Source organism: Aeromonas sp. S16(2024) (assembly GCF_041403065.1).
Classification (GTDB): domain Bacteria; phylum Pseudomonadota; class Gammaproteobacteria; order Enterobacterales; family Aeromonadaceae; genus Aeromonas.
This window is the reverse complement of sequence record NZ_JBGLQX010000006.1, coordinates 135,607-149,926: the sequence shown is the minus strand read 5'-3', so window position 1 is coordinate 149,926 and position 14,320 is coordinate 135,607. Positions and strand designations below refer to the sequence as shown.

The window sequence follows — 14,320 nt, the reverse complement described above, 5'->3', positions numbered from 1 at the left end:
GTGGCACCCGCCCTCTATCTGCAGATCAAACAGCACATCCTGGACGGGATCCGCGAACGCCACTATCAGGCGGGCGACAGGATCCCGACCGAGGCCGCCCTGTGCGAGCAGTTTGCCGTGAGCCGGATGACGGTCAATAAGGCGCTGCGTGAACTGGTGGCCGAGGGCTGGCTCAATCGCACCGCCGGATCCGGCAGCTTCGTGGCGGACAGGCGTGCCGAGTCGCCGCTGCTGGCCATTCGCAACATAGCCGACGAGATAGCCGAGCGGGGCAGCCAGTACAGCGCCCGGGTGATCCGGCTGCAGCGCCAGGCCGCCGACGAGAAGGTGGCGGTGCGACTGGGTTTGCGGGTCGGGGCGCCCACCTTCCACAGCCTCATCGTCCATCAGGCCGATGGGGAGCCGCTGCAGCTGGAGGAGCGTTTCGTCGATGCCGAGCGCCTGCCCGGCTATGGCGAGCAGGACTTCACGAGGCAGACGCCGAACAGCTATCTGATGGAAGTCTGCCCCCTCTCCGAGATGGAGCACGTGGTGGAGGCGGTGCTGCCGAGTGCCGGCGAGGCGGGCTTGCTGCAGGTAAGGGTCGATACCCCCTGCCTGCTGCTGCATCGCCGCACCTGGTCGGATGGCTTTCTGGTCTCCTATGCCCGCCTGCTCTCGCCAGGCTCCCGCTACAAGCTGAGCTCCAAGACCCGATTAACTTAATTGTATATACATATCTTGTTTTAAGAGCCCACCCCTTGGTGGGCTTTTTTGTGCTTAAACTCTAATGAAACCGCTGTTATCAAGATGTGAACTTGATCCTTTCTTTCTCGTCAGAGATCGGCTATAAATTATTGTATATACATTTTGAGGTCGGTATGAACAAGGAACTGTTGAACTGCGAGCGGGTCTGGCTCAACGTGACACCCGCCACCCTGCGCTCCGATCTGGCGGACTACGGTCTGCTGGAACCCCATGCCCTCGGCGTGCATGAGGGCAGGATCCACGCCCTGGTCCCCATGCAGGATCTCAAGGGGCCCTATCCCGCCCACTGGCGGGATATGAAGGGCAGGCTGGTGACCCCAGGCCTCATCGACTGCCACACCCACCTCATCTTTGCCGGCAGCCGGGCCGAGGAGTTCGAGCTGCGCCAGCAGGGCGTGCCCTACAGCGACATCGCCCGCAAGGGGGGTGGCATCCTCTCCACCGTGCGGGCCACCCGGGCCGCCAGCGAGGATCGGCTCTATGAGCTGGCGGTACCGAGGATCAAGTCCCTGATCCGGGAGGGGGTCACCACGGTAGAGATCAAGTCCGGCTACGGCCTCACCCTGGCGGACGAGCTCAAGATGCTGCGGGTCGCCCGCCGGCTGGGGGAGGCACTGCCCATCCGGGTCAAGACCACCTTGCTGGCCGCCCATGCGGTACCGCCGGAGTACCGCGACGATCCCGACTCCTGGGTCGAGACCATCTGCCAGGAGATCATCCCGGCGGCGGCCGAGGCGGGTCTGGCGGATGCGGTGGATGTCTTCTGCGAGCACATCGGCTTCTCCCTGGCTCAGACCGAGCAGGTCTATCTGGCGGCGGATCAATACAATCTCGCGGTGAAGGGGCACATGGAGCAGCTCTCCAACCTGGGGGGCAGCACCCTCGCCGCCAACTTCGGTGCCCTCTCGGTGGATCACCTGGAGTATCTGGATCAGGACGGGATCCAGGCGCTGGCCCACCGTGGCGTGGTCGCCACCCTGCTGCCTACCGCCTTCTATTTCCTGAAGGAGACCAGGCTGCCGCCGGTCGCCGCCTTGCGCAAGGCGGGCGTGCCCATGGCGGTCTCCTCCGACATCAACCCGGGCACGGCCCCCATCGTCTCCCTGCGCATGGCCATGAACATGGCCTGCACCCTGTTCGGCCTGACGCCGGTGGAGGCAATGGCCGGGGTGACCCGCCACGCCGCCCGGGCGCTCGGCGAGCAGGAGCGTCTGGGGCAGTTGAGGGTGGGTATGCTGGCCGATTTTCTGATCTGGAATTGCGCTCATCCCTCCGAGATCAGCTACCTGATCGGGGTCGATCAGCTGGTGAGCCGTATCGTCAATGGCGAGGAGACGCTCCATGGATAAGCTCAACATGGCCGACATGTCGGTCTGGCAGGGGCGCCAGGATCCGGAAGATGGTGAACTGGCCCTGCGCTGGCACGACAAAGTTCTGCCCTGGCAAGCCGACAGCGAGCCCGGTGTGGTGCTGCTCGGTTTTGCCTGTGACGAGGGGGTGCGCCGCAACAAGGGGCGCGTGGGGGCGGTCGCGGCCCCGCTGGCGGTACGCAAGCTGCTCGCCAACACCGCCTGGCATCTGGGCCGGCCCGTCCATGACGGTGGCGATCTGGCCTGCGAGGACGGCGATCTCGATGCCGCCCACGACCGGCTGGCGGAACGGGTTGCCCGTGCGCTGGATCTGGGTCACTTCCCGCTGGTACTGGGGGGCGGCCACGAGGTGGCGTTTGGCAGCTGGAGTGGCCTCAATCGCCATCTGGGTGGCAAGGGCCGGGTCGGCATCATCAACTTCGATGCCCACTTCGATCTGCGCATGAAGCAGGAGCAGGCGAGCTCGGGCACCCCCTTCTTCCAGATTGCCGAGCAGTGCGCCGCTCAGGGAACGCCTTTCCATTACGCCTGCCTCGGGGTGGCTGAGACCGCCAATACCCAAGCGCTCTTTGCCCGCGCCAATGAACTGGGAGTCTGGCACGTGCTGGACGAGGCCATGACCCAGGCCGCACTGCCCGAGCTTCTGAACGGGCTGGATGCCTTTATCGCCCGCTGCGATTACCTCTATCTCACCATAGATCTCGACGTGCTGCCTGCCGCCGTGATGCCGGGAGTGAGCGCTCCCGCCGCCCGCGGCGTGGAGCTGGCGGTCATCGAACCCCTGATCGCCCATATCCGGGCCAGCGGCAAGCTCAGGCTCGCCGATCTGGCCGAGTACAACCCGAGTCTGGATCTGGACAACCGCAGCGCCCGCGTGGCCGCCCGGCTGGTCCATCAACTAACCAAGTAGTCGGCCGACTCGCCAGGGGGCACTGTGCCCCCGCATGGCGGCTGCATTGATAAACAAGGAGTGTCTATGTCTGTGCAACACCAGGATCCCCGTCACGACCCGAGCCGGGTCATTCGCGCCCCCCGCGGCACCGAGCTGACCGCCAAGAGCTGGCTCACCGAAGCGCCCCTGCGGATGCTGATGAACAACCTGGATCCGGAAGTGGCCGAGCATCCCCAGTCCCTGGTGGTCTATGGCGGCATCGGCCGCGCCGCCCGCAACTGGGCCTGCTACGACAAGATCGTCGAGGTGCTGACCCGTCTCGAGGACGACCAGACCCTGCTGGTGCAATCCGGCAAGCCGGTCGGGGTGTTCCAGACCCACAAGGACGCGCCCCGGGTGCTGATCGCCAACTCCAACCTGGTGCCCCACTGGGCCAACTGGGAGCACTTCAACGAACTCGATAAGAAGGGTTTGATGATGTACGGCCAGATGACCGCCGGCTCCTGGATCTACATAGGCACCCAGGGGATAGTGCAGGGCACCTACGAGACCTTCTTCGCGGTGGCGAACCAGCACTTCAACGGGTCGCCTGCGGGGCGCTGGATCCTCACCGGGGGCCTGGGTGGCATGGGCGGCGCTCAGCCCCTGGCCGCCACCATGGCCGGCTTCTCCATGATCGCCGTAGAGTGCGACGAGACCCGCATCGATTTTCGCTTGAAGACCCGCTACGTCGACAAGAAGGCCCATAGCCTGGATGAGGCGCTGGCCATGGTCGAGGAGGCCAAGCAGAGCGGCACCGCCGTCTCCGTCGGCCTGCTCGGCAACGCCGCCGACGTGTTCGCCGAGCTGGTGGCCCGTGGCATCACCCCGGATGTGGTGACCGACCAGACCTCGGCCCACGACCCGATCCATGGCTACTTGCCGCAAGGGTGGAGCTTGCCTAAGTGGCGCGAGCTGCAAAAATCTGCGCCCCAGGAGGTGAACCAGGCCGCTCGCCGCTCCATGGCCCGTCAGGTGGAAGCCATGCTGACCCTGCAAGCCCGTGGCGCCGCCACGCTCGATTATGGGAATAACATCCGCCAGATGGCGCTGGAGGAGGGGGTGAAAAACGCCTTCGACTTCCCCGGCTTCGTACCGGCCTATATACGCCCGCTGTTCTGCGAAGGCATTGGTCCCTTCCGCTGGGTGGCGCTGTCCGGCGACCCGGAAGACATCTACAAGACCGATCAGAAGGTGAAGGAGCTGATCCCGGACGATCCCCACCTGCACAACTGGCTCGACATGGCCCGCGAGCGCATCGCCTTCCAGGGCCTGCCGGCGCGGATCTGCTGGGTCGGGGTCAAGGATAGAGTGCGCCTGGGCCTCGCCTTCAACGAGATGGTGAAGAACGGCGAGCTGAAGGCGCCGGTCGTCATCGGCCGTGACCACCTGGACTCCGGCTCGGTAGCGAGCCCGAACCGCGAGACCGAATCCATGATGGACGGCTCCGACGCCGTCTCCGACTGGCCGCTGCTCAACGCCCTGCTCAACACCGCGGGTGGCGCGACCTGGGTCTCCCTGCACCACGGTGGCGGGGTCGGCATGGGCTTCTCCCAGCACTCCGGCGTGGTGATCGTCTGTGACGGCACCGATGACGCCGCCAGGCGGGTCGGCCGCGTGCTGCGCAACGACCCGGCCACCGGGGTGATGCGTCACGCCGACGCCGGCTACGAGATTGCCATCAACTGTGCCCATGAGGCGAAACTGGATCTGCCGATGATCGACGCTACCGGCAAAGGGGTGAAATAAGATGTTTGAACTCAATCTGCAACCGGGCAAGCTCTGCCTCGCCACCCTGCGCCGCGTCAGCCGCGAGCCTGTGCATGTCAGCCTGGAGCCGGCCGCCCTGGCGGGGATCCACGCCTCCGCGGCCGTGGTCACCAAGGTGATCGAGCAAAACCGCGTGGTCTACGGCATCAACACCGGCTTTGGCCTGCTGGCCAACACCCGCATCCCGGTGGAGCAGCTGGATGAACTGCAGCGCTCCATCGTGCTCTCCCACGCGGCAGGGATTGGCGAGTATATGGATGACGCTACCGTGCGGCTGATGATGGTGCTCAAGGTCAACTCGCTCGCCCGCGGCTTCTCCGGCATTCGGCTGACGGTGCTCGAGGCCCTGATGCGCCTCATCAACACCGAAGTCTATCCGGTGGTGCCGAAGAAGGGCTCCGTCGGCGCCTCCGGCGATCTGGCGCCCCTGGCCCATATGAGCTGCTTGCTGATAGGCGAAGGCAAGGCCCGCCACAAGGGCGAGCTGATCGACGCCGCCACTGCGCTCAAGATTGCGGGCCTGGAGCCCATCGCCCTGGCACCCAAAGAGGGGTTGGCCCTGCTCAATGGCACCCAGGCCAGCACGGCGTTCGCGCTGGAAGGGTTGTTCCATGCCGAGGATCTGTTCGCCGGTGCCATCACCATAGGTGCCATGAGCGTGGAGGCGGCGCTTGGCAGCCGCCGTCCGTTCGATGCCCGCATCCACGAGGTGCGCGGCCAGCGCGGCCAGATCGACGCGGCCGCCTGCTATCGCCACCTGCTGGTGGATGGCAGCGAGATCGGCATGTCCCACCACAACTGCGAGAAGGTGCAGGATCCCTACTCCCTGCGCTGCCAGCCCCAGGTGATGGGCGCCTGTCTGGCCCAGATCCGCCACGCCGCCGAGGTGCTGGTGTGCGAGGCCAATGCGGTCTCCGACAACCCCCTGGTGTTCGCCGATGACGAGGAGATCCTCTCCGGCGGCAACTTCCACGCAGAGCCGGTGGCCTTCGCCGCCGACAACCTGGCCCTGGCCATCGCCGAGATCGGGTCCCTCTCCGAGCGACGCATGGCGCTGCTGATCGACTCGCGGATGTCCGGTCTGCCGGCCTTCCTGGTCAACAATGGGGGCGTCAACTCCGGCTTTATGATCGCCCAGGTCACCTCGGCGGCACTGGCCTCCGAGAACAAGACCCTGGCCCACCCGGCCTCGGTGGACAGCCTGCCCACCTCGGCCAACCAGGAGGATCACGTCTCCATGGCCACCTTCGCCGGTCGCCGTCTGGCGGACATGGCGGAGAACACCCGAGGCATACTAGCGGTCGAGCTGCTCGCCGCCGCCCAGGGCCTGGACTTCCGCGCGCCCCTGCGCAGCACCGAGCTTATCGAGCTGGCCAAGGGACGACTGCGTGAAGAGGTCAGCTTCTACGACAAGGACAGGTACTTCTCGCCGGACATCGAGGCCGCCGCCGCCCTGCTGGGGCGAGCCAGCTACAACGATCTGATCCCGGCCGGGGTGCTGCCCAGCCTGTAAGCCTTGGTCCCCCTTCTCCCCTGGCGGGAGAAGGGTAGGGGATGAGGGGGAAGCCGCTTCACTGGCGCCCGTGAGATCCGGGAGTAGATGATAAAAGACCGCCCGATGGGCGGTCTTTTCGTTTCTGGCGCTGGCTGGATGCGGTTATTCGTGTTCGAACATCAGGAACAGATAAACGACGAACAGCACCCGCTGAGCGCTGGCGCCAGTTATTCGTGCTCGAACATCAGGAACAGCTAGACCACGAACAGCATCCGCTGAGCGCTGGGACCCGCTACTCGTGTTCGAACATCAGGAACAGATAAACGACAAACAGCACCAGATGGGTGGCGCCATGGAGCACATGGGTGCGGCCGCTGCTGAAGGTCACCTTGCACACCATGAGAGTGGTGACGAGCAGCACCATGTCGGCAGGGGAGAGGCCGAGGCGCACCTCCTGACCCATCAGGGAGCCGATGAACAGCACAGAGGGCACCGTCAGGGCTATGGTGGCCAGCACCGAGCCGAAGTAGAGGTTCATGGCGCGCTGCAACTGGTTGTTGAAGGCGGCCTTGATGGCGCCGACCGCCTCCGGTGCGAGCACGATACAGGCCACGATGAAGCCGCCCAGCGCCGCCGGGGCCTCCATCACATGGACCCCGTAGTTGATGGGGATGGCGAGCGTCTTGGCCAGCAGTATCACCACCACCAGGTAGGCGAGCAGCAGCAGGGTGTGGTAGACGTTGCTGCGCAGTATGCCGTGGTGCTCTTCGTGATCCTCGTGGTCGCTGTCGACGAAGAAGTGGCTGTGGCTGCGGGTCTGGATCAGCAGGAAGACGCCGTAGAGCAGCACGGAGATGATGATCAGCATCCAGGACATGGCGCTGGACATGCTGCCCAGGGTACCGCCCCGGGTGAAGTTCGGCAGCACCAGGCAGAGCAGGGCCAGGGGAATGATGGCGACCAGGTAGGATTTGACCCCGTCCAGATTGAAGTTCTGGGTGTGATAGCGCCAGCCGCCAAACAGCAGGGTGAAGCCCACCAGGCCGTTGGTCACCAGCATCACCACGGCGAACATGGTGTCGCGGGCCATGGTGGGGTTGGGCTCGCCGGTCAGCATCACGGAGGAGATCATCACCACCTCGAGGGAGATGACTGACAGGGTCAGGATCAGGGTGCCGAACGGTTCACCCAACTTGATGGCCAGGGCGTCGGAGTGACGCACGACGGAGAAGATAGCCCAGGTGACGATGGCGAGCAGGGCCAGTGACACCGGCAGGTAGATCGCAAGGGGGGTTGCTTCTGTCAGCAGGTCGCTGCCCAGGGTCTTGAAGAAGAGCAGGGTCAGCAGGCCGACGGGCAGGGCAATCTCTTGCCGGATAAATGACTTCATAGGCAGTGGTTCTCATCTCGGGGCGGCCGTGGCCGACGGGTAGGGAGACAACAGGCCGCGCCACAGGGGGGCGCGCCAGTCCATGATAAAGGGAGTTGTCCCGTCAGAGGAGGATCATTTTGTTGCAAGATATGAGGATCCCCGGGCTGGGACCCTGATGTTTCTCTCTCATTGCCCACCGGGCTGGCTCTGCCGCCATGCCAGCAGCCAGATCTTCAGCGTGTGGAGAGCCATGGGACTGGGTATAGACATAGCACTGGATCAGGCCGGCTCAGTGGCCGGTGACGCTCTGCCCGGGTTGTTCTGCCGCCATGCCAGCAGCCAGATCTTCAGTGTGTGGAGAGCCATGGACTGGGTATAGACATAGCCCTGGATCAGGCCGGCTCAGTGGCCGGTGACGCTCTGCCCGGGCGCCATGCCAGCAGCCAGATCTTCAGTGTGTGGAGAGCCATGGAACTGGGTATAGACATAGCCCTGGATCAGGCCGGCTCAGTGGCCGGTGACGCTCTGCCCGGGTTGTTCTGCCGCCATGCCAGCAGCCAGATCTTCAGCGTGTGGAGGGCCATGGGACTGGGTATAGACATAGCCCTGGATCAGGCCGGCTCAGTGGCCGGTGACGCTTTGCCCGGGTTGTTCTGCCGCCATGCCAGCAGCCAGATCTTCAGTGTGTGGAGAGCCATGGGCTTGGCATAGACATAGCCCTGGATCAGGTGGACACCACGGCGGTGCAGGTAGTCGACCTGCTCCTGGGTCTCGACCCCTTCGGCGATCATCTCCATGCCAGATTCGCGGCCAAAGGCGATGGTGGCATCCAGCACGCTGCGTTTGAGATCGTCGGTGCCTATGGTGTCGACGAACATCTTGTCGATCTTGATCTGGCGGATGCCGAGGCGCTGCAGGTAGGCGAAACCGCCATAACCGGTGCCGAAGTCATCCAGCTTGAAGTGATACCCCTTCGCCTGGAGCTGCGCTATCTCTCCCATGGCCGCCTTGATATCGGTGATCGGCTTGCGCTCGGTCAGCTCGAAGGTGAGTCTGGCCGGGGAGGGCCAGTCGTGGCGCTGCAACAGGGGGCGCAGATGGGGTTGCTCCAGGTGGGCGGCCACTATGTTGACGCTGACCCACTGGGTCGGCTCCAGCCAGGGCAGATCCGCGATGACCCGCTCCAGCAGTTGCTCCGTCATGGGCAGGATCAGCCCCTGCTGCTCCGCATAGTCGATGAAGGTGCCCGGCGGCACCAGCTCCCGACCCCGCTGCCAGCGCAGCAGCGCCTCGAAACCGACCACCTTTCTGCTGCGACTGTCCACTATGGGTTGATAGAAGGGGACGAACTCGCGCCGTACCAGGGCTGCCTGCAGCAGTCCCTTGAGGGAGCGGCGATAGCTGCGCAGCACCCAGTAGGCGGCCACCAGCAGGAGTCCCAGTGCGCCGCCATACCAGAGGCCATAGTGGCGGGCCTGCTGCCTGGCGTATTTCTCCAGCGCCTTGCCCGCCCACAGGGTCTGCTTGATGTGGTTGTCGGGTGCAAAGAAGCTCAGGCTCTGGCTGCCCTCATCTCTCTTGATGGCGCTATCCCCACGGGGAAACTGCTGCGTGGTGCCGTCAGGATGCTGCTGGCCGAACTCGAAATAGAAGCAGTCCGGGCAGGGGGACTGCAGCAGATCGTGACTCCAGCTGTTGTTCAGCACCCAGTAGGCAATGTTGCCTCCCTGTCTGAAATAGGCGACCAGTTCCTGCTCTGTGTTGACGCTGGCCTGGGTTGCCGCGAGGCCAAACTGCTCCTGTTCGGGATAGGGGGGCAACGAGACGGTGGCGAGGGGAAGACCCTCCCCCAGGCTGGAACAACCGCCGCCAGAGGCGAGCCTGAGCCCCTGCAGCCGGATGTGGCGGCTGTAGAAACGGGGATCCCGCAGCAGGACCATGTCTGCGGGGCCGCAATCGAAGGCGAAATTGGACAGCTGGGCACGGATGCTCTCATCCAGCGCCTTGCGGCGCTCCGCCAGTGCGGCCTCTATCTGCGTCTTCTTCTGCTGCAACAGCCGGTGGGCCAGGGGATTGCCCAGCAGCTGGCTGAGGGGCAGGCTCGCCAGCACGGGCAGGCAGAGCAGCAGCAGACTGATCCAGAAGGGAGACGCTCGTCGCAAGGGACACCTGCCTGGTGGGGACATGGGATACAAATGGATGGCAACATCATAGCATTAGCTGGTTCGATTTGAGTCGTATCGGTCACACTTGGAACAACATTCATAATTCATTGATAAACAACAACATGACAAATCGAGTGGTGAAGATTCAATCGCTGACCTGTCATAAATGACAATTGTCCAGCTTATCTGAAATGGCTAGAGTAGCGGGGCGGTTTGACTCACCGTGTGTTCAATACTCCTGTATCTATTTTTGTCAGTAGCACAGAGTGTTAGTTTTGATATGAGTGTTTCTTTTGGTCCCCGCAGTGGGACCATTTTTCTGTCCGCTGCCCAGCCGGTTGCCCGATTTTCACCTCCCCCGAGTCTCTTCCTTCACCAGCGGTCACCCCCAGGCATGATCGGCCTGCGCGCTTATTTGCAGAAGCGGGACCTTCATCCATAGGCGGGGTTTGGCCAAGGCTGATACCATGAGGCCTTATGGATGCTGTCGGCTACGGAAAGGCACATGAAACTGACCACTCAACTCGTCTCTTTTATTACGCTGTGCGTGATCTCGGCCATGGCCGTGGTGATGCTCGGCGGGGTATTCAGTTTCCGCCAGATGGGGATGGAGCTGCAGCAGAACCGGGTCGACTCCCTGGTGGAGATCATCGACAAGCAGCTGGGGGTGACCGACGATCAGCAGGCCCTTGCCCGCTGGCTGCCCTCATTGCTGCGGGCCTCCCACGTGGTCGAGCTGGAGATCCGCCAGGACAGCCAGCGGGTCTACTGGTTTCGCGATGTGCAGCAGCAGACGGACGAGAGTCTGCTGATCCCCTACAGCAAGGCCATTCCCAATCAGGCCGGCATGCAGGCCGAGTTCAAGCTGGACAGGCCCTTCAAGGAGTTCGAGTACTCCATGCAGGCCATGTTCGGCATCTCCCTCGGGGTCTTCATAGTGGTGTTCGGCCTCTGGTACTCCATCCGCTGGCTGCGCCAGCAGCTGCGCGGTGCCGAGCTGCTGGCGGAGCGGGCCCAGCTGATCCTAGATGGCAAGCTGACCAAGCTGGCCCATGATCCCGCCGACGAGTGGCCCCTCTCCGCCAGCCAGGCCCTCACCCATCTGCTGGCCGAACTGGCCGATGCCCGCAAGGAGCGCAGCCGGTTCGACAATTTCATCCGCAGCAACGCCTTCGTCGACAAGACGACCGGCATAGGCAACCGCCTCTTCTTCGACAACCGGCTGGAAAACGCCATCATGGAGGCGAGCGTGATCAGCGGCGGCGTGCTGCTGATCGAGCTGGCGGGGCTGGAGGAGCTGGATCCCGAGCTGAACGGACGCCCGAGCCAGGATCTGCTGATGGAGGCGAGCGCCTCCATCGGTACCTTCGTGCGCAAGCACAGCGGCGCCCTGCAGGCCCGCTACGCCGGCCAGGTCTTTGCCGTGCTGCTGCCCAACATGTCCGAGAGCGAGATGGTGGACGGCGCCAGCCAGCTGCTCAAGAGTCTGCAGCGGCTGCACTGGCCCGAGTTGGTCAATCTGGACACGGCCGTCTACCTCGGCGCCGTCTGTTATCAGGCAGAGGACTCCCTGCTCAAGGTGCAGGAAGAGGCCGAGCTGGCCCTCAAGAGCGCGCGGCTGCAGGGCCACAGCGGCTGGTTCCTCTACGAGAAGTCCCTGGACGAAGAGGCGAGCAACAAGGGGACTGTGCGTTGGCGCACCCTGATCAACCGCCGCATCGAGGAGCAGGGGATCTCCTTCTATCTGCAATCTGTGCAGCAGGAGCGGGATCAGGTGGTGCTGCAACAGGAGCTGCTGATCCGCCTCCATGACGAGCAGGGGCGGGAGTTGCAGGCGGGGGTCTTCATGCCCATGGCGGAGAAGGCCGGCCTGCTGCTGCCGCTGGACCGGCTGGTGGTCACCCAGACCCTTCGCCTGCTGCGCCAGCGACCGGAGTCGAGCTGCCCCGTCAGCCTGTCCCTCAGTGCCCAGAACCTGCTCAACCGGGAGTTCCAGCGGGAGCTCTTCTTTGAGCTGTTCCAGCTGCCGCGCAGCATCAATGAGGGGTTGATACTGCAACTCTCCGAGTCCCAGGTGACCCGTCACTACGAGGCGCTCAAGCGGCCACTGCGGGCGCTGCGCATGCTGGGGTGTCGACTGGCCATAGATCACGCCGGTCAGGATGTGGTGAGCACCCAGTACATCAAGGAGTTCGAGATCCACTTCCTCAAGCTGCACCCCAGCCTGGTGCGGGAGATCCACCTTCGTCAGGTGAACCAGATGGCGGTGCGCAGCCTGGTGGGGGGCTGTGCCAATACCCAGGCCCGGGTGATTGCGGTGGGGGTGGAGAGCGGCGACGAGTGGAAGATGCTGCGCCACCTCGGCGTGCACGCGGGCCAGGGGCCCTGGTTCGCCGAACCAGAGCGGCTGGTGATGCCCACATGACGGAGCCTGTCCGCCGCTAGGGGCCTGACTTCCTGCCTGCGGGGCAGCCCCGGTCCCAAGGGCGACCGAATGGTCCTGGCTTACAGCCTGCCCTGCTCCCTGAGACCCGCCAGCCCCTGCAGGCCGCCGGTGTGGATGAAGACCACCTGGCTGCCGCGGGGGATCCGGCCCGTGGCCAGCTCCCGAAACAGTCCCCACATCGCCTTGCCACTGTAGATGGGTTCCAGCGGCAGGCCGGTGTGGGCGCTGAAGGCCTGCACCCACTGCCACAGGGCCGGGCTGAACCTGGCGTAACCGCCATCGTGGTGATCCTGGGCTATCCGCCAGCCGCCGGTGGTGGCCGCCGCCGGATTAAGCCGGCACACCTCATCGTGGAGGAAGGCGCCCCCCTTGAGCACGGCGATGGCGAGGATCCGCTCTCTTTCCCGCTTGCCCGCGATGAGCCCCGCCAGGGTACCGCCGCTGGCGCAGGGCAGCACCCAGAGATCCGGCGAGAAGGGCACCTCGGCCACCAGCTCGGCTACCCCGGGGATGGCGAGCGGGCTGCTGCCCCCTTCCGGCACTATCAGGGTGTCCGGCGCCTCGAACCGGGCCAGCCACTCCGGATCCTGGCGCCGCCGATAGCTCTGGCGGTCGACAAAAACGAGTTCCATGCCCCAGCTTTTGGCCGCACTCAGGGTTGCGTTGCTGACGGTGTCGGCTTCACCGCGTATGATGCCGGTGGTGCGCAGCCCGGACCTGAGCCCGGCCGCCGCCAGGGCGTGAATGTGATTGGAGTAGGCCCCCCCAAACGACAGCAGGTGGGTCTTGCCCTGCAGCTGCGCCTGCTGCATGTGGTACTTGAGCTTGCGCCACTTGTTGCCGGAGAGGGTCGGGTGGATCAGATCGTCCCGCTTGCACCAGAGCCGCACGCCCTGGGCATCCAGCAGAGGGTGGTGGACGGGGTGCAGGGGCGAGGGGATCCGGGCGGGGGCCAGGATGGCATCCCCTAAGGACGCCAGCGTGGCGGTCAAAGCATCGTTTGTCATAATTATGGAGGCTAATAGCCTGTTTATGTTAAGGTTTAGTCCGTTTCATGCAGTCAGGTCCAGGTCTCGATGAAGTCACTTTTCCGACGCTCGCCCCCCAGCCATCAGGTGGGACTCCTGCTGGCCAGCGATCGCATCCTGCTGGCTTGCGTGGAACCCGTCCCCATCTTTACCAGTCGCGCCATCAACGGCCCCCACGACTGGCCCAAGGCCATGGGGGAGCTGTTTGCCCAGCATGGCCTGGCCAAGTCTAAGGTGCGGGTGGCCCTGGCCGCCAGCCTTTATCAGCAGATCCAGATCGACAAGCCCGCCGTGCCCGATGCCGAGATGGCGGGGGCCCTGCCCTGGGCCATCAAGGATTTTGTCAACGAACCCGTGTTGCAGCTCGCCATGGACTATGTGGATCTGCCGACCCCCCCTGCGGGTCGACCACGAATCAACGTGATCTGCGTTCCCAAGAGCCGGGTGCAGCAGCTGGCGGATGCGGTCAACGGCGTGGCGACCCTGGAGGCCATCGTCAGCGACGAGCTGGCCATGACGGCCCTCTACGAGGCGGATCAGACGGTGCGCATGTTGCTCTGGCAGCCCAAAGGGCAGGAGTTGCAACTGCTGGTCTTTTATCGGGGAGGCCTCTGCTTCTCGCGCCCGCTGCGCGGCTTTGTCAGCCTCACCGGGGCCCATGAGCCCGATCAGGGGATGCTCGACGGGCTGGCGTTGGAGATCCAGCGCTCCCTCGACTACCTGGCGGGTCAGCTCAAGCTGCCGGAACCCGGCCAGATGCAGCTCGCCATCGGCTCCCCCTTCATCGGCACCCTGGTGCGCCACCTGGAGCAGGCGTTCGGCTTCCCTGTGTCCGCCATGGCCAACAAGGCTGTACTGGCCGGAGTTGAATACCTCTGCGCTTATGGTGCGGCCCTGGGAGGCGAGCGATGAGCCGGATTGCTGACGTCATCCTCCACACCGCCATGGCCAACAAGACCCAGTGGCTCGCCGGCGTCGAATACCTCTGTGCCTATG

The 14,320-nt window shown here is 64.3% G+C and carries 11 protein-coding genes; 8 read left to right on the top strand and 3 right to left on the bottom strand.

Annotated elements, in window-relative coordinates; translation table 11 throughout:
• From hutC to hutH, 5 genes are all read left to right on the top strand, one after another.
• Positions 1–705, top strand: coding sequence for a histidine utilization repressor (hutC, locus tag ACB030_RS06700; protein ID WP_139439250.1), 705 nt, complete (start codon positions 1–3; stop codon positions 703–705).
• A gap of 155 nt (positions 706–860) precedes the next feature.
• Positions 861–2,096 (top strand): imidazolonepropionase, encoded by a 1,236-nt coding sequence (gene hutI, locus ACB030_RS06695; RefSeq protein ID WP_371158716.1) that lies wholly within the window; start codon positions 861–863, stop codon positions 2,094–2,096.
• Positions 2,089–3,027: a formimidoylglutamase gene (hutG, locus tag ACB030_RS06690; RefSeq protein WP_371158715.1), complete on the top strand. Its 939-nt coding sequence runs from the start codon at positions 2,089–2,091 to the stop codon at positions 3,025–3,027. The genes hutI and hutG overlap by 8 nt, the downstream gene beginning before the upstream one ends.
• Positions 3,028–3,093: 66 nt before the next feature.
• The gene (gene hutU, locus ACB030_RS06685) at positions 3,094–4,797 is read left to right on the top strand and encodes a urocanate hydratase (protein WP_371158714.1); all 1,704 of its coding nucleotides are present in this window, start codon (positions 3,094–3,096) and stop codon (positions 4,795–4,797) included.
• A gap of 1 nt (position 4,798) precedes the next feature.
• Positions 4,799–6,331, top strand: coding sequence for a histidine ammonia-lyase (hutH, locus tag ACB030_RS06680; RefSeq protein WP_371158713.1), 1,533 nt, complete (start codon positions 4,799–4,801; stop codon positions 6,329–6,331).
• Positions 6,332–6,605: 274 nt separating this feature from the next.
• Here hutH and ACB030_RS06675 read toward each other — a convergent pair whose 3' ends face one another.
• Entirely contained in the window at positions 6,606–7,703 is a 1,098-nt protein-coding gene (locus ACB030_RS06675) for a calcium:proton antiporter (protein ID WP_371158712.1), read from the bottom strand.
• A gap of 232 nt (positions 7,704–7,935) precedes the next feature.
• On the opposite strand from ACB030_RS06675, the gene ACB030_RS06670 reads away from it, so the two are divergent.
• Positions 7,936–8,064 (top strand): hypothetical protein, encoded by a 129-nt coding sequence (locus tag ACB030_RS06670; protein ID WP_371158711.1) that lies wholly within the window; start codon positions 7,936–7,938, stop codon positions 8,062–8,064.
• Positions 8,065–8,296: 232 nt separating this feature from the next.
• On the opposite strand, the gene ACB030_RS06665 is transcribed toward ACB030_RS06670, so the two are convergent.
• Positions 8,297–9,847 (bottom strand): EAL domain-containing protein, encoded by a 1,551-nt coding sequence (locus ACB030_RS06665; RefSeq protein ID WP_371158710.1) that lies wholly within the window; start codon positions 9,845–9,847, stop codon positions 8,297–8,299.
• Positions 9,848–10,355: 508 nt separating this feature from the next.
• Here ACB030_RS06665 and ACB030_RS06660 point away from each other — a divergent pair.
• Positions 10,356–12,275, top strand: coding sequence for an EAL domain-containing protein (locus ACB030_RS06660; protein WP_371158709.1), 1,920 nt, complete (start codon positions 10,356–10,358; stop codon positions 12,273–12,275).
• Between the two features lie 80 nt (positions 12,276–12,355).
• Here the strand turns inward: ACB030_RS06660 and ACB030_RS06655 are convergent, their stop codons facing one another.
• The gene (locus ACB030_RS06655) at positions 12,356–13,303 is read right to left on the bottom strand and encodes a 1-aminocyclopropane-1-carboxylate deaminase/D-cysteine desulfhydrase (RefSeq protein ID WP_371158708.1); all 948 of its coding nucleotides are present in this window, start codon (positions 13,301–13,303) and stop codon (positions 12,356–12,358) included.
• Between the two features lie 69 nt (positions 13,304–13,372).
• On the opposite strand from ACB030_RS06655, the gene ACB030_RS06650 reads away from it, so the two are divergent.
• Positions 13,373–14,236: an MSHA biogenesis protein MshI gene (locus tag ACB030_RS06650; protein WP_371158707.1), complete on the top strand. Its 864-nt coding sequence runs from the start codon at positions 13,373–13,375 to the stop codon at positions 14,234–14,236.
• Positions 14,237–14,320 lie beyond the last annotated feature (84 nt).